Source organism: Streptomyces geranii (genome assembly GCF_002954775.1).
Lineage (GTDB): Bacteria > Actinomycetota > Actinomycetes > Streptomycetales > Streptomycetaceae > Streptomyces > Streptomyces geranii.
On record NZ_PJME01000067.1, the window covers coordinates 1 to 18,853 of the forward strand.

21 protein-coding genes are annotated in these 18,853 nt (G+C 71.0%); 12 read left to right on the forward strand and 9 right to left on the reverse strand.

Features of this window, described 5'->3' with window-relative positions; genetic code table 11:
* Positions 1-135 precede the first annotated feature (135 nt).
* A complete protein-coding gene (locus tag CW359_RS40970) occupies positions 136-837 on the reverse strand; it encodes a FadR/GntR family transcriptional regulator (RefSeq protein ID WP_105975340.1) in 702 nt (233 codons plus the stop codon).
* Between the two features lie 96 nt (positions 838-933).
* Between CW359_RS40970 and CW359_RS40975 the strand changes: the two genes are divergently transcribed.
* The 4 genes from CW359_RS40975 (at position 934) to CW359_RS40990 (ending at position 4,814) form a co-directional block, all read left to right on the forward strand.
* Positions 934-1,455, forward strand: coding sequence for a gluconokinase (locus CW359_RS40975; RefSeq protein ID WP_105975377.1), 522 nt, complete (start codon positions 934-936; stop codon positions 1,453-1,455).
* A 71-nt stretch (positions 1,456-1,526) separates the two neighbouring features.
* The gene (locus CW359_RS40980) at positions 1,527-2,924 is read left to right on the forward strand and encodes a GntT/GntP/DsdX family permease (RefSeq protein WP_105975341.1); all 1,398 of its coding nucleotides are present in this window, start codon (positions 1,527-1,529) and stop codon (positions 2,922-2,924) included.
* Between the two features lie 42 nt (positions 2,925-2,966).
* The gene (locus CW359_RS40985; protein WP_105975342.1) at positions 2,967-3,725 is read left to right on the forward strand and encodes an SDR family oxidoreductase; all 759 of its coding nucleotides are present in this window, start codon (positions 2,967-2,969) and stop codon (positions 3,723-3,725) included.
* A 60-nt stretch (positions 3,726-3,785) separates the two neighbouring features.
* Entirely contained in the window at positions 3,786-4,814 is a 1,029-nt protein-coding gene (locus CW359_RS40990; protein WP_105975343.1) for an L-idonate 5-dehydrogenase, read from the forward strand.
* A gap of 144 nt (positions 4,815-4,958) precedes the next feature.
* Here CW359_RS40990 and CW359_RS40995 read toward each other — a convergent pair whose 3' ends face one another.
* The 4 genes from CW359_RS40995 to CW359_RS41010 form a co-directional block, all read right to left on the reverse strand.
* Positions 4,959-5,591: a cytochrome b/b6 domain-containing protein gene (locus CW359_RS40995; protein WP_105975344.1), complete on the reverse strand. Its 633-nt coding sequence runs from the start codon at positions 5,589-5,591 to the stop codon at positions 4,959-4,961.
* The gene (locus CW359_RS41000; protein ID WP_105975378.1) at positions 5,575-6,306 is read right to left on the reverse strand and encodes a molybdopterin-dependent oxidoreductase; all 732 of its coding nucleotides are present in this window, start codon (positions 6,304-6,306) and stop codon (positions 5,575-5,577) included. Before CW359_RS41000 ends, CW359_RS40995 begins: the two co-directional genes overlap by 17 nt.
* A gap of 177 nt (positions 6,307-6,483) precedes the next feature.
* Positions 6,484-8,043 (reverse strand): APC family permease, encoded by a 1,560-nt coding sequence (locus CW359_RS41005; RefSeq protein ID WP_105975345.1) that lies wholly within the window; start codon positions 8,041-8,043, stop codon positions 6,484-6,486.
* A 118-nt stretch (positions 8,044-8,161) separates the two neighbouring features.
* A complete protein-coding gene (locus CW359_RS41010; protein ID WP_198655569.1) occupies positions 8,162-9,112 on the reverse strand; it encodes a hypothetical protein in 951 nt (316 codons plus the stop codon).
* 339 nt (positions 9,113-9,451) lie between these two features.
* Between CW359_RS41010 and CW359_RS41015 the strand changes: the two genes are divergently transcribed.
* From CW359_RS41015 to CW359_RS41030, 4 genes are read left to right on the forward strand one after another with little or no spacing between them, the layout of a single operon-like run.
* Positions 9,452-10,405 carry a DMT family transporter gene (locus CW359_RS41015; RefSeq protein WP_105975347.1) on the forward strand — a complete coding sequence of 318 codons (954 nt, stop codon included), beginning with the start codon at positions 9,452-9,454 and terminating at the stop codon, positions 10,403-10,405.
* Positions 10,338-10,973, forward strand: coding sequence for an NUDIX hydrolase (locus CW359_RS41020; protein WP_408647580.1), 636 nt, complete (start codon positions 10,338-10,340; stop codon positions 10,971-10,973). The genes CW359_RS41015 and CW359_RS41020 overlap by 68 nt, the downstream gene beginning before the upstream one ends.
* 10 nt (positions 10,974-10,983) lie before the next feature.
* A complete protein-coding gene (locus CW359_RS41025; RefSeq protein ID WP_105975349.1) occupies positions 10,984-11,376 on the forward strand; it encodes a YidH family protein in 393 nt (130 codons plus the stop codon).
* A complete protein-coding gene (locus tag CW359_RS41030) occupies positions 11,373-11,681 on the forward strand; it encodes a DUF202 domain-containing protein (RefSeq protein WP_105975350.1) in 309 nt (102 codons plus the stop codon). Before CW359_RS41025 ends, CW359_RS41030 begins: the two co-directional genes overlap by 4 nt.
* Here CW359_RS41030 and CW359_RS41035 read toward each other — a convergent pair whose 3' ends face one another.
* Positions 11,682-12,623, reverse strand: coding sequence for an NADP-dependent oxidoreductase (locus CW359_RS41035; RefSeq protein ID WP_105975351.1), 942 nt, complete (start codon positions 12,621-12,623; stop codon positions 11,682-11,684). It abuts the gene before it with no gap.
* Positions 12,624-12,710: 87 nt separating this feature from the next.
* On the opposite strand from CW359_RS41035, the gene CW359_RS41040 reads away from it, so the two are divergent.
* From CW359_RS41040 to CW359_RS41050, 3 genes are all read left to right on the forward strand, one after another.
* On the forward strand, positions 12,711-13,013 hold the full coding sequence (locus CW359_RS41040; protein WP_105975352.1) for a hypothetical protein: 303 nt from the start codon (positions 12,711-12,713) through the stop codon (positions 13,011-13,013).
* 180 nt (positions 13,014-13,193) lie between these two features.
* Positions 13,194-14,267, forward strand: a complete 1,074-nt coding sequence (locus CW359_RS41045; protein ID WP_105975379.1) for a phosphotransferase family protein — start codon at positions 13,194-13,196, stop codon at positions 14,265-14,267.
* A gap of 6 nt (positions 14,268-14,273) precedes the next feature.
* On the forward strand, positions 14,274-15,488 hold the full coding sequence (locus tag CW359_RS41050) for an acyl-CoA dehydrogenase family protein (RefSeq protein ID WP_105975353.1): 1,215 nt from the start codon (positions 14,274-14,276) through the stop codon (positions 15,486-15,488).
* An 85-nt stretch (positions 15,489-15,573) separates the two neighbouring features.
* Here CW359_RS41050 and CW359_RS41055 read toward each other — a convergent pair whose 3' ends face one another.
* Positions 15,574-16,104, reverse strand: a complete 531-nt coding sequence (locus CW359_RS41055) for a peptidoglycan-binding domain-containing protein (protein WP_105975354.1) — start codon at positions 16,102-16,104, stop codon at positions 15,574-15,576.
* Positions 16,105-16,252: 148 nt separating this feature from the next.
* Here CW359_RS41055 and CW359_RS41060 point away from each other — a divergent pair, with 148 nt between their 5' ends.
* Entirely contained in the window at positions 16,253-17,311 is a 1,059-nt protein-coding gene (locus tag CW359_RS41060; RefSeq protein ID WP_107503127.1) for an ArsR/SmtB family transcription factor, read from the forward strand.
* Here CW359_RS41060 and CW359_RS41065 read toward each other — a convergent pair.
* On the reverse strand, positions 17,247-17,840 hold the full coding sequence (locus tag CW359_RS41065) for a TetR/AcrR family transcriptional regulator (protein ID WP_105975355.1): 594 nt from the start codon (positions 17,838-17,840) through the stop codon (positions 17,247-17,249). The genes CW359_RS41060 and CW359_RS41065 overlap by 65 nt on opposite strands.
* A gap of 166 nt (positions 17,841-18,006) precedes the next feature.
* Entirely contained in the window at positions 18,007-18,771 is a 765-nt protein-coding gene (locus CW359_RS41070; protein ID WP_105975380.1) for an SDR family oxidoreductase, read from the reverse strand.
* Positions 18,772-18,853: the final 82 nt, after the last annotated feature.

Here is an 18,853-nt window from a genome sequence, read left to right on the forward strand (position 1 = left end):
CCGCACCGGCCGTCCCATCCGAGGCGGAACCAGCAGCGGCTCGATCACTGCCCATGCCTGATCAGTCAGCTCATGACGACGCACCACGAACAGACCAACGCGCCAACCACTTTGCGGACACGACCTAGGGGCTCGCTAGGGCGCGAGGATGTCCAGTTCCTGAAGGGCGCCGACCGTGATCTCCCGGGTGAGGCGCTCCGCGCGCTCGCCGTCGCCCTCGCGGACCGCCTCGGCGACCTGGACGTGCAGGGTGACGGCGGCCGGGTCCGGGTCGTCGAACATGACCTCGTGATGGGTGCGGCCGGCCAGGACCTCCGCGACGACGTCACCGAGCCGGGCGAACATCTCGTTCCCGGAAGCTTCCAGGATCACCCGGTGGAAGGCCACGTCGTGGACGAGATAGCCCTCCAGCCGGTGCCCGCGCGAGTTCGCGACCATGCCGACGGCGCACTCGGTGAGCCGCGCGCACTGCTCGGCGGTGGCGAACTTGGCGGCGAGGCCCGCGGCGACCGGTTCGATCGCGGAACGCAGCACGGTGAGCGAGCGCAGCTGGTGCGGGCGGTCGGCGCCCGCCAGCCGCCAGCGGATGACCTGGGGGTCGTACACGTTCCACTCGGCCTTGGGCCGGACCGTGACGCCGACCCGGCGGCGGGACTCGACCAGGTGCATCGATTCGAGGACCCGGACCGCCTCCCGCATCACCGAGCGCGAGACGTCGAAACGCTGCGCCAGCTCGTCCGTGCGCAGAACGCTGCCCGGCGGGTACTCGCCCGCGGTGATCGCGGGCCCGAGGGTGTCCAGTACATGGCCGTGCAGCCCTCGACCCGGTGTGCTCATGCACTCAGAGTACGGGGCGCGTCACACCTTCAAAAAGTCAGACTTATTTGGTCCTGACTCTTGAATTTGTCTTACCTAATGCGTTTCATTGCGTTCATGCAGCAGACGCGAACCCCCCACGTCGTCGTGGTCATGGGCGTCGCGGGCACCGGGAAGACCACGATCGGTCCCCTGCTCGCCGCCCGGCTCGGCGTTCCGTACGCCGAGGGCGACGACTTCCATCCCGCGGCCAACATCCACAAGATGACGGCCGGGACCCCGCTCACCGACGAGGACCGGTGGCCTTGGCTTGACGCCATCGGCGAGTGGGCGCACGGGCGGGCCGGGCTCGGCGGGGTGGTGAGCAGTTCGGCGCTGAAGCGGTCGTACCGTGACCGGCTGCGGGCCGCCGCGCCCGGCGTGGTCTTCGTGCACCTCACCGGCGACCGGGCGCTGATCGAGGACCGCATGGCGCACCGCCAGGGCCACTTCATGCCGACGGCGCTGCTCGACTCGCAGTTCGCCACACTCCAGCCGCTCGAAGCGGACGAGGCGGGCGTCGCGGTGAACGTCTCCGGCAGCCCCGCGGAGATCACCGCGCGGGCGGTGGACGCGCTGTCCTCGCTGCAGAACGCCTGACTTCCTGAACGCCCGACTTCTTCCTGACCTCCTGAACTCCTGAAGCACTCCAAGACAACAAGGGAATCCCCGTGACCAGACTCAGCGTCGAGATGCTGGCGGCGGACAGCGTCGAGCCGATCACCTCGGCCGGCCATGCCCAGCTGGGTGTCGCCGTACTGGCGGGCATCGCGCTCATCGTCCTGCTGATCACCAAGTTCAAGCTGCACGCCTTCCTCGCCCTGACCATCGGCTCGCTCGCGCTGGGCGCCTTCGCGGGCGCCCCGCTCGACAAGGCCATCGCCAGCTTCACCGCCGGGCTCGGCTCGACGGTGGCCGGTGTGGGCGTCCTGATCGCCCTCGGCGCGATCCTCGGCAAGCTGCTCGCCGACTCCGGCGGCGCCGACCAGATCGTCGACACGATCCTGGCGAAGGCGTCGGGCCGGACCATGCCGTGGGCGATGGTCCTGATCGCCTCGGTGATCGGCCTGCCCCTGTTCTTCGAGGTCGGCGTCGTCCTGCTTATCCCGGTCGTCCTGATGGTCGCCAAGCGCGGCAACTACTCCCTGATGCGCATCGGCATCCCCGCGCTCGCGGGCCTGTCCGTGATGCACGGCCTGGTCCCGCCGCACCCCGGCCCCCTGATCGCGATCGACGCTGTCGGCGCCAACCTCGGCGTGACCCTGGCGCTCGGCGTGCTCGTCGCCATCCCGACGGTGATCATCGCGGGCCCGCTGTTCTCGCGGTACGCGGCCCGCTGGGTGGACGTCCCGGCGCCCGACCGCATGATCCCGCAGCGCCCCTCCGAGGACCTGGAGAAGCGCCCAGGCTTCGGCGCGACCCTCGCCACGATCCTCCTCCCCGTCGTCCTGATGCTGTCCAAGGCGCTGGTCGACATCGTCGTCGACGACCCGACGCACCTGGTGCAGCGCGTCTTCGACGTGGTCGGCTCGCCGCTGATCGCCCTGCTGGCCGCCGTCCTCGTGGGCATCTTCACGCTGGGCCGCCCGGCCGAGTTCACCAAGGAGCGGATCTCCCGGATCGTCGAGACGGGCCTCGCGCCCATCGCGGGCATCCTGCTGATCGTCGGCGCGGGCGGCGGCTTCAAGCAGACGCTGATCGACTCCGGGGTCGGCAAGATGGTCCTGGAGATCTCCGAGGACTGGTCGATCCCGGCCCTGCTGCTGGCCTGGCTGATCGCGGTCGCGATCCGCCTGGCGACGGGCTCGGCGACGGTCGCCACGGTCTCCGCGGCGGGCCTGGTGGCCCCGCTGGCCGCCGACATGTCGACGGCCCACGCGGCCCTCCTCGTCCTGGCCATCGGCGCGGGCTCACTCTTCTTCAGCCATGTCAACGACGCCGGATTCTGGCTGGTCAAGGAGTACTTCGGGCTGAGCGTCGGCCAGACCCTCAAGACCTGGTCGGTCATGGAGACGATCATCTCCGTCGTCGCGGGGGCGCTGGTCCTGCTGCTGTCACTGGTGATCTAGAGCAACGAGACGATCTGTACGAGACGATCCAGGAGTACGGGAATGAGTCATCCTCTCTTCGACATCAGTGGTCGTACGGCCCTGGTCACCGGGTCCAGCCGGGGCATCGGGTTCGCCCTGGCCCGGGGTCTGGCCGAGGCCGGCTGCACGGTCGTCCTCAACGGCCGCGACGTCGACCGCCTCACCAAGGCCGCCGCCGAGCTGTCCGGCGACATCCACACCGCCTCCTTCGACGTCACCGACGGCCCCTCGGTCGCCGCCGGGATCGCGGACATCGAGGAACGGGTCGGCCCGATCGACATCCTCGTCAACAACGCGGGCATGCAACTGCGGGCGCCGCTACTGGAGTTCACCGACTCCGACTGGCACCGCATCCTCAACACCAACCTCACCAGCGCGTTCCTGGTCGGCCGTGAGACGGCCCGGCGGATGACGGAACGTGGCCACGGCAAGATCATCAACATCTGCTCGGTGCAGAGCGAGGTGGCCCGTCCGGGCATCGCGCCCTACACGGCCACCAAGGGCGCGCTGAAGATGCTCACCAAGGGCATGTGCGCCGACTGGGGCCCGCACGGCGTCCAGGTCAACGGCCTCGGCCCCGGCTACATCGAGACGGAACTGACCCAACCCCTGGTCGACGACCCGGAGTTCAGCGCGTGGGTGCGCAAGCGGACGCCGGCGGGGCGCTGGGGCCGTACGGAGGATCTGATCGGCGGGGTGCTGTTCCTGGCCTCGCCTGCGGCGGACTTCGTCGGCGGGCAGGTGCTGTACGTCGACGGCGGCATGACCAGCGTTCTCTGACACCTCTGGCTCCTCTGGCTCCTCTGACTTCGGCGTTCTGTGAATAGGGAGGGTTTCCTCATGCTCGGTTGCGTGATCCACGGTGAGGGCGACCTGCGGGTCGACGAGTTGCCGGTGCCGTCTCCCGGCCCCGGTCAGGCTCTGGTCGCCGTCCGGTACGGCGGGGTCTGCGGCTCCGACCTGCACTACTGGCGGCACGGCGGGGTGGGCGACTTCCGCCTCAAGGAACCGATGGTGCTGGGCCACGAGGTCGTGGGCACGGTCGTCTCCTACGGTGACGGTGCGTCAGGTCCCGTTGTCGGTACGGAGGTTGCCGTGCACCCCGCCACCCCGTGCGGGGCGTGTCCGGAGTGCGTGTCCGGTCGGCGCAACATCTGCCGGGACACGCGTTACCTCGGCAGCGCCGCCCGCACGCCCCACGTCCAGGGTGGCTTCGCGGCACAACTGGTCGTCCCTGCCGACCAGTTGAGGGCCGTCCCGGCGGGGCTGCCGCTACGCCGGGCGGCCCTCGCCGAGCCCCTCTCGGTCGCCATCCACGCCGTCCGCCGGGCCGGGGACGTGACCGGCAAGCACGTACTGGTCACCGGGGCCGGGCCGATCGGATGCCTGGTCGTCGCGGCGGCGAAGGCGGCGGGGGCGGCGCGGGTGACGGTCACGGATCTGCTGCCGCAGGCGCTCCGGTACGCGGTTGTCGCCGGGGCGGACACGGTCGTACGGGCGGATGATCCCGGGGACGCGGGGTGGCCGACGGAGGTTGATGTGGCCGTCGAGGCGTCGGGGGTGGCCGCGGGGCTGGATACGTGCCTGCGGTTGGTGCGGCGGGGTGGGGTGGTTGTGCAGTTGGGGCTGCTGCCGCCCGGGCCCAGTCCGTTCGCGGGGAATCTGGTGGTCACTCGGGAGATCGAGTTGCGGGGGGCGTTTCGGTTCGACGCGGAGTTCGATGAGGCGTTGGGGTTGTTGGCGGGGGCGCCGGGGCTTGACGGGTTGGTGAGTGCGGTGGTTCCTCTCGGGGAGGCGGAGTCGGGGTTCGCGTTGGCGGCGGATCGAGGGAGGTCTTGCAAGGTGCTGCTGGATTTCGGGGCTGAGTAGGCGGTTCGTTCGCCGCGGGTGCGTCGTGGTCGGTCGCGCAGTTCCCCGCGCCCCTGAGTCTGTGGGTGCGTATGGCGTTCGTCGCGCGGTTCCCCGCCCCCCCCTGAGTGGGGCTGCGCGGCCGACGCACAACCCGTACCCGGTTCAGGGGCGCCACAGCGGATGCTCCCGTTCCGCCCACCTCCTGCTCACCGAACCCGTCCGCAGGCCCCTGCGGGCCTCCGGGTCGCCCAGGGCCATGCCGATGTGGCCCGCCAGGACGATGCCGATCGTGAGGGCCAGCCAGTCGTGGACGAACGTCGCGCTCGTGCGCCACATCAGGGGCGTCAGGTGGGTGAACCACATCAGTAGGCCCGTGCCCAGCATGACCAGGGTCGCGCCCGCGATCCAGGACGCGTAGATCTTCTGGCCCGCGTTGAACTTGGCCGCCGGGCGCGACGCGCGGCGCTTGTCCCGGCGCAGGGCCGCGCGCAGCCAGGTTCTGTCGTGGGGGCCGAAGCGGTTCAGGGCGCCCAGGTCCGCGCGGAAGCCCCTGGAGAACAGGCCGAACAGGACGGGGAACGGCAGCGCCAGGCCCGCCCACTCGTGGACCCGGACCACCAGTTCGCGGCGGCCCACCAGTTCGGCGAACTGGGGGATGTACAGGCACGCCGCCGTCGCCACGCACACGCCCATCAGTGCGGCCGTCGCGCGGTGCACCCATTTCTGGGAGCGGCCGAAGCGGCGTACCTCCGAGGTGGGCGTCGTGGGCGCCGGGGTGTCAGCTCGTAGGCTCATCGTCGCGTCCGTTCGATTTGCCGACCCAGGCGTCGATGTCGTAGCCGCGTTCCTCCCAGTAGCCCGGCCGCACGTTCTCGGTGACCGTGATGCCGGAGAGCCACTTGGCGGACTTGTAGAAGTACATGGGGGCGACGTAGAGGCGGACCGGGCCGCCGTGGCTGTGGCCCAGGTTCTTGTCCTGCATGCGCAGCGCGACCAGGACGTCGGCGCGGCGGGCCTGGTCGAGGGTGAGGCTCTCGGAGTAGGCGCCGTCGAAGCAGGTGAAGCGCACGGCGCCGGCGGAGGAGCGTACGCCCGCCGCGTCCAGGAGGCTGGACAGCCGTACCCCTTCGAAGGGGGTGCCCGGCACCCGCCAGCCCGTGACGCACTGCACGTCCTTGACCATCCTGGTCTGGGGCATCGCCCGCAGGTCGGCCAGGGTGTAGGTGGCCGGTCTGTCGACCAGGCCGTCGATCTTGAGGCGGTAGGTCTCCGCGTTCTTGCGGGGGACGGACGACGTCACCGAGTAGTAGCGGAAGCCGCCGCCGTTCGGGAGGAGGCCGGTCAGGCCGGTGGGGTCGTTCTGCGACGCGCCCGCGAGGAAGGACTCCATCCCGCGCTGGAGGGTCGGCGCCGCCACCACGCCGAGGGCGCCCAGACCGAGGGTGCCGAGCAGGACCCGGCGGCCGATGGGTGCGCCTCGCTCCTGATCCTCCTGGCCGGGCTGGTCCACCCGCGACGCGGGCTCGGCGGGTTCCGTCGGCTCTTCGGGGTGTGCGGGTCGTTCCGGTCGTTCGGGGTTCACCTACTCATTCGAACACCCGCGACCCCTGTCGAGCCAGGAATCGCGGGTGTTCGTCAGGCTTGGGTACCGCTTCTCACCTTCTTCTCACAAGGCGGACGCCGCCTCTCACGAGGTGGACTCGGCCTCCTCCGCCGCCTTGTCCAGCTGGAACGCCTCGTTGCCGAGCCCGATCCGGGCGTGCGCCTCGGGCTTGCGGGACTTCAGGATCAGGCCCTGGAGCAGGCCGAGGACGATGGCCGCGCCGATGATGCCGGGCAGCAGCCAGTTGAGGTAGGAGTCGGGGCCGGTGCCGACCAGGATGTCGAAGTCCTTGACCGTGTAGAAGGCGATGACGAGCAGGGCGATGCCCGCCAGCGCGGAGGTCACCAGCCGTCCCGCCTGGGCGCCCGCGGCGCCGCGCCGGACGAAGAAGACGATGACGGAGAGGGAGGCCGTCGCCATCAGCAGGATCACGCCGAGGGCGCCGATGTTGCCGAGCCAGGTGAACAGCTTCAGGACGGGCGTGGTCGGGTCGCCGACCGGACCGTTGTCGGAGACCGCGAAGGCGCCCACGACCAGCACGGATATCACGGTCTGCAGCAGCGAGCCGGTGCCGGGGGCGCCGCTCGCGCCGGTGGTGCGGCCGAAGGTGGCGGGCAGCAGGCCCTCGCGGCCCATGGCGAAGGCGTAGCGGGCGACGACGTTGTGGAAGCTGAGGAGCGCCGCGAACATACCGGTCACGAACAGGACGTGCAGGACGTCCGTGAAGGTGGCGCCGAGCCGGGACTCGGTGAGCGAGAACAGCAGCCCCGCGCTCTCCTTCTGCGCGGTGCCGATGATCGCGGACGGGCCGGCGGCGACGGTGAACGCCCAGGAGCTGATCGCGAAGAAGACGGCGACGAAGCTGACGGCGAGGAACATCACGCGCGGGACGAGGACGTGCGGGCGGCTCGTCTCCTCGGCGTACACGGGGGCCTGTTCGAAGCCGGTGAAGGCGGCGATGCAGAAGCAGAGGGCGGTGCCGACGCCCGCGCCGGTGAGGGTGTCCGGGTTGAAGGCGTGCAGCGACAGGCCCTCCTTCGCCGGGTCGGCGATGGAGGCGATGTCGAAGACGACGACGAGGACGACCTCGATGACGAGCAGTACGCCGAGGACCTTCGCGTTGACGTCGATCTTCAGCCAGCCGAGCCCGCCGACGGCCAGCGCGGCCAGCAACGCCGGTATCCACCAGGCTATTTCGGTGTCCAGGTAGGTGGCGAAGAGGTTGGACACCTCGAAGCCGAAGATGCCGTAGATGCCGATCTGCAGGGCGCTGTAGGCGACCAGCGCGAGCAGTGCGGCGCCCGCTCCGGTGGTGCCGCCGAGGCCGCGCGAGATGTACGCGTAGAAGGCGCCCGCGTTGTGGACGTGGCGGCTCATCTCGGCGTACCCGACGCTGAAGAGGACGAGCACGACGCCGAGGATGACGAAGAGGAGGGGCTGGCCGACGATGCCCATCACCGCGAATGTGGTGGGCATGACACCAGCGACCACCATGAGGGGGGCGGTCGCGGCGAGCACCGAGAGCAGCAGCCCTCCGGTGCCGAGGCGGTCGGCGCGCAGCGCGCGGTCCTGCCCCTTGAACGTACTGATGCCGCCACTGGTGTCGGCCGTGGGTCTGCTCGTGCTCGAACTGCCCGTCGTCATCGCGGGGTTGTCCTTTCGGGCGTACGGAGTTGCTGTTGCGGAACTGCCGTTGCGGAATTGCTGTCCTGTAATGCGCTTTGTGCTGGTAACGCGGGTAATGCCGGTAACGCGTTGGGTGTTACACCGTGCCGAGCGCGCTGTCGCGGGCGGCACGGAAGGCGGTGTGCGGGTCGCGGTCCGGGTAGGACCACGGGTCCGGGGTCTGGTGCTGGCCGATCCGGTGGAACAGGGCGGCGGCCTCGGCTCCCCGGCCCTCGCAGAACTTGGCGTGGGCAAGGAAGTTGAGGTCGATCAGGCGGCGCGGGTGGTCGTCGCGCTCCCACTCCAGCCACCAGTCGAAGGCGGCCTTCATCACCTGGCGGGCCCGGCGGCCGACCCAGTGCCCGGAGGAGGCGGGATCGGCGGACTCGATGCCGGCGCCGGCCAGGACGCGGTAGCGCTCGGCGTGCGCGACGACCGGCAGGATCGCCAACGGCGAGTCGGCGGGCGCCTGTTCGACCGCCCAGTTGGCGAAGTCGTACACCTCGTGCAGCGGGTCCTGCCCGGCGGCGGCCCGGCGTTCGGCGAGCCGGGCGACCATCAGGTGGTGGGCGTGGTGGTGGTCCGGGTAGCGGTGCCTGACCTCGTCGAAGAGCTGGACGACGGTCTCCTCGGCGCCCACGTTCCGCTCCAGCTGGAGCAGCCCGAGCCAGGGCGTGGGATCGGCGGGCGCGAGCGCGGCGGCGGCGTGGCAGGCGTCGCGGGCCCGGGTCGGCTTGTCCTTGCCGATGAGGGCGCGCTGGACGGTGGCCGCGGCGAGCAGGACGGAGGCGTCGGCGGAGTCGGGCTCGGCCAGCAGCCAGTCGCGGGCCCAGGCGGCGGTGCCGGACTCCAGGGCGAGGACGGTGACCCGGTGCCCCCGGCGGTCCCAGTCGTCCCCGGTGGTGGTGAGCAGCGTACGAACTGCCTGCCAGCGCCCCTGGGCCAGCGCCGAGCGCGCGACGACGAGTTCGGCGTCGTCCAGCGCGGCGTCGAAGGCCTGGGCAGCACGCTTACGGCCCCGGCCAAGGGGTGGTGGAGGTGGAGACACCGCGGGGAACTTCCTCACACGACGCGGTCCGCTGACGGCGATCGATCGACTGCCATCGGTTGATCACGGACAGCAAACCCTCCACGAATGCTTCACGTCAAGGCCGAATTCGTGCGCGACACGTGTCAATTACGCATCTGTATAGGACAGTTGACCTGTCCGACCGACAAACCGTGCTACGCCCCACCGCGTCACGTAGATGACGTTAAGTCGCGACAAGAACACCCTCAGGCGCGGGTACGTGACCCGGGCTACTCCTCGATTCGGTCACATCCCCGGGGCGGGGCCGTCCGGCGGCGGCTACAGTCGCCTTACCCACACCCCATCGAGGTAAGCCGCGTGTCCGTCCTGGTTCTGACTCTCGCCGTGAGCGCCGCCTGCTGCCTGGGCCTCGGCTTCGTCCTCCAGCAGAACGTGGCCCGGCAGGCGCCCCTGAGCGACTTCCTCTCCCCGCGCCTGCTCCTGGACCTGATGCGGGTGCCGCGCTGGCTCGGCGGCATCGGTCTGATGGTCGCGGGCATGGTGCTGGGCGCCATCGCGCTGAGCCAGGGCGAGATCTCCCTGGTGGAGCCCCTCCTCTCGACGAACCTGCTCTTCGCGCTCGCCCTCTCCCGCCACCAGACGAAGCAGCCGCTCGGCCGCCAGGGCTGGACCGGTCTGCTGCTGCTCGCGGGCGGGGTGACGGCGTTCATCGTGGCGGGCGAACCGCGCGGCGGCACGGCGGTCTCGGATCCCTGGCGGCACTGGCTGATCATGGGCGCCATGCTGGGCCTCGCCCTGCTCCTGACGACGTACGCGAAGCGCTCCCGCCTCAGCTCGGGCCCGGTCCTGCTGGCCCTGGCCGCGGGCCTGCTCTACGGCGTCCAGGACGCCCTGACCCGGGTCAGCGGCCAGCGCTTCGCGGAGGGCGGCCTGACCCACCTCCTCACCGGCTGGCAGCCGTACGGCGTGCTGCTCCTCGGCCTCACCGGCCTGATCCTGGTCCAGAGCGCCTTCGAGACCGCTCCCCTGCGCATGTCGCTGCCCGCCCTCACGGCGGCCCAGCCGCTGGCCGGCATCATCTGCGGCGTCGGCTTCCTCGGCGACCGGCTGCGCACCGACACCGGAGCGCTGGCGTGGGAGGCGGCTGGCCTCGCGGCGGTGGTCGTGGGCATCGTCCTGCTGGGCCTGCACCCGGCGATGCCCAGCGGCTGTGCCCAGGGCGCGATGGGCTTGGATGACAGACATGAGCACTCCCCCCGACAGCACTCCCCCCGACAGAAGCAGCCGGTCCGCCGACAGCACGCCCGCTGACGGGACCGCTCCCGCCCTCGGGACCACTCCGGCCGACGAGATCCTCGACATCGTCGACGAGAACGACGAGGTCGTCGGTCAGTCCCCACGCGGCGAGGCGTATGCACGCGGCCTGCGCCACCGCTGCGTCTTCATCCTCGCCAGGGACGCCGCCGACCGGATCTTCATCCACCGCCGCACCCCCACCAAGCTGGTCTTCCCCTCCCTCTACGACATGTTCGTCGGCGGGGTCGTGGGAGCGGGCGAGTCGTACGACAGCGCGGCCCTCAGGGAGGCCGAGGAGGAACTCGGCGTCACGGGCCTGCCCCGCCCCGAGCCCGTCTTCAAGTTCCTGTACGACGACGGCGCCGGTCAGACCTGGTGGTCGGCGGTGTACGAGGTGCGCTGCGAACTGCCCGTCCACCCGCAGGTGGAGGAGGTCGCCTGGCACGCCTTCCTGCCCGAGGACGAGGTGGAACGGCGGCTCGGCGAGGGCGGGGGCGCGGGCGGGGACGGCTGGGAGTGGGTGCCGGACGGCCGGGCGGCGTACGAGCGCCTCAGGGCGTTCCGCTCTCCGGACAGCCCGTAAGGTCGTGCGTGTGATCGATTTCGTACAGAACGTCCGGCTGTGGTTCGCTCCCCGGGAGATCGCCGAGGAGGGGCGCACTCCCGACTACCGTTTCTCCCTGGCCAACGAACGCACCTTCCTGGCCTGGCTGCGCACCGCGCTCGCGCTGATCGGCGGCGGTTTCGCCGTGGACCAGTTCCTGCCCGACCTGCGCTGGGGCTGGCGCGTGGGCCTGGCGCTCGCGCTGCTGGCGGCGGGGGTGCTGTGCTCGCTGCGGGCCGTCAACCACTGGGTCCGCTGCGAACGCGCGATGCGCCGCGGCGACGACCTCCCGGTGTCCCGCTTCCCGGCCCTGCTGAGCCTCGCGGTGGCCGTGGTCGCGGTCGCCATGGTGGTCGTGGTGCTGGTCCGGGGGAACGGGTGAGCGAGGGCGAGGTACATCGCGACCCCGGGCTCCAGCCGGAGCGGACCCGGCTGGCCTGGCGGCGTACGACGCTGTCGGCCACGGTCGTCGCCGTCCTGGCCGGGAAGAGCGCGCTGCACGGCGGCCCGTCGCCGACGGGGGTCGTCGTCTGCGCGCTGTACGGCGCCCTGTGGCTGACGTTCCTGGCGGTGGCCCACGGCCGCATCCGAACGCTGACGAGCGCGACCGCCGCCGCCCCTCCGGTACTGGCCGCCACCCTGTGCGCGGTCGCCCTGGCGGTGTGCGGAGCGGTCCTGGTCCTCTGACTACTCCCAGTCCACAGTCACGACGATCTTGCCCCGAGTACGCCCCTCCGCGTTCAGCCGATGCGCCTCCGCCGCCCGCTCCAGCGGAAACGTCTCGGACACGTGCAGCGAGATCACCTCGTGTTCCGCCAGTTCGGACAGATGCTGAAGGTCCGCCGCGTCCGGCCGCACGAAGTAGTACGTACCGCCGAACCCGACGACCTCCGGGTCCGCGATCGACACCAGCCGCCCCCCGGGCACCAGCAGGTCCACGGAGTCCCGCAGCGTGTCCCCGCCGACGGTGTCGAACACGGCGTCGACGCCCCCCGGGGCCAGCTTCCGCACGCGGTCGGCCATGCCCTCCCCGTACGTCACCGGATCGCCGCCCAACTCCCGCACGAAGTCGTGGTTGTGCACGCTCGCCGTGCCGATGACGTGGGCCGCGCCCAGGTGGCGGCGGGCCAGCTGGACGGCGACCGAGCCGACGCCGCCCGCCGCCGCGTGTACGAGGACGGTCTCGCCGGTGCGGACGCGCAGCGCCTTGGCGAGCACCTGGTAGGCCGTGAGCCCGACCAGGGGCAGCCCGGCCGCCTCCTCGAAGGAGAGGTTGCGGGGCTTGCGGGCGAGGGTGCGCACGGGGGCGGCGACGTACTCGGCGAAGGTGCCGCGTGAGAGGAAGTCCTCGCGGACGTAGCCGATGACCTCGTCGCCGACGGCGAACTCGGAGACGGAGACGCCCGGGCGGACGACGACGCCGGAGACGTCCCAGCCGGGCACCACGGGGAAGACGGGGTCCAGGAGGCCGTCGAGGTAGCCTTCGCGGCACTTCCAGTCCACCGGGTTGACCGACGCCGCCCGCACCTTGATCAGCACGGAGTCGGGCCCGACCTTGGGGTCCGGGGCGTCCTCGGTGTACTCCAGGACGTCGGGACCGCCGTACCTGCTGTAGGTAATGGCTTTCATATGTCTGACCCTCCGGTTTCCTAATCTTCGACACTCCGGGGTGTGCGGACGCGACGCAAGTCGAATGGCCGGATATACATGGATTCCATGAGCACCCCCACACTGCACCAGGAACACCCGACCCACGAGCACCCGCACGGCCCCGACTGCGGCCACACCGAGGTGCCCCACGGCGACCACGTCGACTACGCGCACGACGGTCATCTGCACCGCGCGCACAGCGGCCACTGGGACGAGTGCGAGCCCGGCGGACACGTGGCGCACGAGGCCCACCAGCATGTGCACGGAGACGGCTGCGGACACCCGTCCGTCCAGCACGGCGACCACGTCGACTTCCTGCACGACGGCCACCGGCACGCGGCGCACCAGGACCACTGGGACGACCACTGACCGTTTCCGGCCACCGGAACCGCTCCCCCTTGCCCCGTTCTTACCCCGCTCTACCCGGCCGACGTCTCCTTCCGCACACTGGAAGCGAGACGCCGGTCACTTTTGGTCCACCCACTGGACGACATACCGACCGGTCGGCATCATGATGCAGGTCCTGTTTCCGTACGCGTAGGAGCGATGATGCCCTCGGACGACCTGCCAGGTCTCGATCTCGACCGGCTGCGCGCGCTGCTCGACGGCGAGCGCCCCGGACTCGTGCACGGCCCCCTGACCGGCCGGCTGATCGAGGGCGGCCGTTCGAACCTCACCTACGCGGTCACCGACGGCACCTCCCGCTGGGTCGTACGACGGCCCCCGCTCGGCCATGTCCTGGCCACCGCGCACGACATGCGCCGCGAGCACCGGGTGATCAGCGCCCTGCATCCGACCGCCGTCCCGGTGCCGCGTCCGGTGCTGCTGTGCGAGGACCCGGAGAACGAGGCGGCGCCCGGAGCGCCGTTCTACGTCATGGAGTTCGTGCCGGGCACGCCGTACCGCACGGCGGGGCAGCTCGCCCCGATCGGCCCTGAGCGGACCCGGGACGTGGTGCTGTCGCTGGTGGACACGCTCGTCGAACTGCACGCGGTGGACCCCGCCGAGGTGGGCCTCGCCGACTTCGGCCGGCCCGAGGGCTTCCTCGACCGCCAACTGCGGCGCTGGGGCAAGCAGTTGGCCGCCTCCCGCAACCGCGAGCTGGCGGGCATCGACGAGTTGCAGGCGGCGCTCGGCCGCGAACTGCCCCGCTCCCCCGCCCCGGCGATCGTGCACGGCGACTACCGGCTGGACAACGTCCTGATCGGCGGCGCCGACGACCGGATCACGGCGATCCTCGACTGGGAGATGTCGACCCTCGGCGACCCGCTCACCGACCTGGGCCTGCTGGTGATGTACAGCATGCCGCTGGGCGCCCCCGACTCCCCCGTGGCCACGACCGCCGAGGCCGCCGGACACCCGTCCCCGGCCGAGCTGATCGAGCGGTACGCGGCGCGCTCGGGGCGGGACGTGTCGGCGGTCTCCTGGTACACGGCGTTCGCCTGGTTCAAGCTGGCCGTGATCCTGGAGGGCATCCACTACCGCTACACGCTGGGCCAGACGGTCGGCGCGGGCTTCGACCGCATCGGCGACCTGGTCCCCGTGTTCATCGGCCACGGCCTGACCACACTTCGCACCGGGCTGCCCGGTCGCACAGATCTCCCAGACCTCCAGGAAGGCTGATCCGTCATGGACTTCGCGTACGACGCGCACACCGAGGAACTGCGCGCCAGGCTCCTCGCCTTCATGGACGAGTACGTGTATCCGGCGGAGCCGGTGGCCGAGGAGCAGCGGGCCGCGCTGGCCTCGCCGTGGGACACCCCTGCCGTGGTCGGCGAGTTGAAGGCCGAGGCCCGCCGCCAGGGCCTGTGGAACCTCTTCCTCCCGGACGCCCGGCACGGCGCCGGTCTCACCAACCTGCAGTACGCGCCGCTCGCCGAGATCACCGGCCGTTCCCCGCAGTTGGCGCCGACCGCGCTGAACTGCGCGGCGCCGGACACCGGCAACATGGAGGTGCTGGCCCAGTTCGGCGACGAGCAGCAGAAGAAGCAGTGGCTGGAGCCGCTGCTCGCGGGCGAGATCCGTTCGGCGTTCGCCATGACCGAGCCGGAGGTGGCCAGTTCGGACGCGACGAACATCGAGACGCGGATCCGCCGGGACGGCGACGACTACGTCATCACCGGGCGCAAGTGGTACATCTCCGGTGCGATGAACCCCGACTGCCGCATCTTCATCGTCATGGGCAAGACCGACCCGGACGGCGCCGACATCCGCCGCCAGCAGTCGATGATCCTGGTCCCCCGGGACACCCCCGGCGTCACGGTGAAGCGGGCGATGCGGGTCTTCGGTTACGAGGACCACTCGCACGGCGGTCACGCCGAGGTGCTGTTCGACGAGGCTCGGGTACCGGCGTCGAACCTGATCGGCGAGGAGGGCGGCGGGTTCGCCATCGCGCAGGCCCGGCTCGGCCCCGGCCGGATCCACCACTGCATGCGGCTGATCGGGATGGCGGAGCGGGCGATCGAGCTGATGTGCCGGCGGGCGGTTTCCCGGCAGGCCTTCGGCAAGGCGCTGGCCCAGCAGGGCGTGGTCCACAACTGGATCGCGGACGCCCGGGTGACGGTGGAGCAGCTGCGGCTGCTGGTGCTGAAGACGGCCTGGATGATGGACACCGTGGGCAACAGGGGCGCCCACACGGAGATCCAGTCGATCAAGATCGCCACGCCGCGCGCGGTGGTCGACATCCTCGACAAGGCGATCCAGCTGCACGGCGCGGGCGGCGTGAGCCAGGACTTCCCGCTGGCGGAGCTGTGGGCGAGCGCCCGCACCCTGAAGCTGGCGGACGGCCCGGACGAGGTGCACCAGCGATCACTGGCGCGACGGGAGCTGAAGAAGTACGTCTAGCGACGGCCACGCACGGCTCGGCCCGGTGTGTGAGGGGTTCCCCCGTAACCCCTCACACACCGGGCCGTGTGCGTTACCGCAGGAGTCAGCTGCAGGTGCGGTAGTTGTAGCCCGCGATGCGGCCGGCGCCGGTGCCGTCGGTGAAGTGGTAGTAGCCGTCGTTGTCACGCGACAGGCTGATGTCGCGGCTGCTCCCGCTGTAGTAGGACACGATGATGCCGTAGCTGCCGCCCAAGTCGTTGCGCAGGTAGTTGCCGGCCTCGGTCCAGGTGTTCCGGCCCGCCGAGCCGTCGCTGGTCAGGCCGAACCTGGCCTGCCACCTCGCGGTCGCCGCCGCGGTGGTGCTGCCGAAGTCGCCGTCGATGTCGGAGGCGGCGAGTTCGCCGTCGGCCCACAGGATCTTCTGCCACAGGCAGGTCGCGTTGGACTGCTTGTTGTTGTTGATGTCGACGATGCCCTCGTTGTCCCAGTCGTCGGCGAAGACGTCCGCGCCGTAGACATACGCCAGACCGCTGTAGTTGCCGCTCGCGGACGCGGGGGTGGCGCTCAGGGCGAGGACACCGGCGGTCAGGGCACCGATCGTGCCTGCAGCGATCCTGGATCTCTTCGACGTCACTGCGTTTCCTCCTGGTTCGGGCCACGGTGGACCATCGAATTCGGGCCATCGTGGCCAGTTGGCCTGGCCGAACCTTTGCAGGGACCCCGCAGCGGCGACACACTCTTGCGGCTGAGGGCAAACACGCAGGTCTCCGGGGAGGAATCACGTGCTCCGCATTCACTTCACCGAGGTCGATCTGGCCCGGGTCCGGGTCGCCGCGGAGCCGGACCCGATGTGGGAAGTGCTCGCGGCCCTGCACCGCCTCCAGTCCCGTTCGGGCCGCTGGCAGTTCGCCGCCTGGCACCGCACGGTCCGCGCCGACCTGTGCGCGGCCGGGCTGTCCCGGCCCGTACGCGAGGTGCTGTTCCCGCTGTACGCCCTCGGGCCCTACCAGCCCGACTTCCTGACCCCCCTGGAGTCCGAGGGCGGCCTGGAGGCGAGCCTCGACGGCATCCTGCGGCTGCCCCGCAAGGACGTGCTCACCGAGATACGGCTGCTGGACCGGGTCCGCGGGGTGCCGTCCTGGGCGCTGCGGCTGGGGCACCAGGCCGAACGGCGGGAACTGACCGAGCTGATCCGGCGCTTCCACACGGTCGCGGTCGCGCCCTTCGCGGAGGGCATGGACGGCGAGGTCGTCGCGCACCGGAGCCTGCTCGGCCGCGCCCTGCTGACCGGCGGGGCCGAGGGGCTGCTGGCCAACCTGGGACCCCGGATGCGCTGGCAGCGGCCGGTCCTCGAAGTGGACTACCGCACGGACCGTGACCTGCATCTGCGCGGGCGGGGCATCAGGTTCGTACCGACGTACTTCTCGCTTGGCACCCCGGTCGCACTGGCCGACGCCGACCTGCCGCCCGTCCTGTCGTATCCGCTGAACCACGCGACGGCACCGGAGGGGCCTCCGCCCGGCGAGAGGCCGTCCCTGGGAGCCCTGCTCGGGGCCACCCGCGCGCGTGTCCTGCGGTGCGCCGCGGACGGCCTGACCACGGGCGAACTCGCGCACGCCGCCGGCATCTCGCTCTCCGCCGCCAGCCGGCACGCCTCGGTCCTCCGGGACGCCGGCCTGACGACCGCCCGCCAGCTCGGCCCGGCGGTCATCCACACCCTGACCCCGCTCGGCGCCGCCCTGCTGCGCCAGGACGCCGGCGGGGCGGACGACGCGTCTACGGCCGCAGCGCGCGCAGCAGCAGGTCCGCCAGTTGCTCCGCGACCTCCGTCGGCGTCATAGGGCCCTCGGGGCTGTACCAGGTCGACAGGTGGTGGACGGAGCCGAAGTGGTAGTCGACGACCAGGTCGGCCGAGGGCGCCTTCGAGAAGACGCCGGTCTCCTGGCCCTCCTCGATCAGGGCCCGGAAGCGTTCGTGGTAGCGGCGTCTCTCCGCGCGCACCTGCTTGTTCTTCTCCGGGCTCAGGTGGTGCATCGAGCGGAAGAAGATCATCGCGTCGTCGAGGTTCTCGATGGTCGTGACGACGACGTCCGCCGCCGCCCGCCGCAGCCGCTCCTCCACCGGCGCGTCCGCGTTCGCGAAGGCGTCCAGCCGCTCCTGCTGGACGCGCAGCACGCGCGCGTACACCTCGTGCAGCAGGTCGTCCTTGGAGCCGAAGTAGTGGTACAGCGCCCCCTTGGTGACCCCGGCCGCCTCGACGATCTCCTGCACGGACGTGCGGTCGTACCCCTGTTCCGCGAAGAGCCGGGTGGCGGCGGCGAGCAGCCGCTGCGGGACGGGCGTACCGTCGCCGTCCGTCGTCCTGGGCACTACCGCCACCTGCTTTCCAGACAATCCAGGCCGGGCAGGTCTCCGCCTGCCGCTGCCACTTGTAGGCGGCCAGTCTCCCCTTGCGGTGGCCGCCCGGCGCGTCGGGGTCCCCCTTCGCTGCCCGTACGGAGGCAGATGTATGCCTCCGGGGCCTCCCCGCCACGCGTCACCCGGCAGCTTCCCACTTCTGCTGGATGTGGTTCATGCCGGTCAGCCACTGGTCGGGGTCGGCGGCCCGCGCCCGGTAGTAACCGGCGACCTCGGGGTGCGGCAGGATCAGGAACCGGTCCTCCTCGATCCCCTGGAACAGCGCGTCCGCGACCGCCTCGGGCTCGATCGCGGTCGGCGCGAGCACCAGATCCCCCGCGCTGCCGGTCCCGGCCAGCATGTCCGTACGGACGCCCTGGGGGCAGACGGCGTGCACCTTGAGCCCGCGGTGGCGGTACGTCAGCGACAGCCACTCGGCGAAGGCGTACGCACCGTGCTTGGTCACGCTGTAGGGCGCCGCGCCGATCATGGTGAGCAGCCCGGCGGCGGACACTGTGGACACGAAACGGCCGCTGCCCCGCTCCAGCCACTCCGGCAGCAGCTCGTGGGCCGCCCGCACATGAGCCATCACGTTCACGTCCCAGGCGAGCGCCCAGACCTTCTCGTCGGCCGCCTCGGACCCGCCCGAGGCGAGCCCGGCGTTGGCGCAGTAGACATCGACGGTCCCACCAAGGGCGTCCCGGGCCTCGCCGACGATGCTGGAGGCGTCCCCAGGCACCGCGATCCCACCGATCTCCTCGGCGACGGCCGCGGCCTTGTCGGCGTCCAGGTCATTGACCACGACCCGGGCCCCTTCAGCGGCGAACCGCCGGGCCAGGGCAGCCCCGATCCCGCCTCCGGCTCCGGTGACAACCACTCCGGCACCTCGCACGACACCCACGATCGGTCTCCTTCGACACGACACGGCTCCGATACCCGGTCAGACTAACCGGTCGGTATGTAGCAAGGAAGGGCGAGGGAAGCGG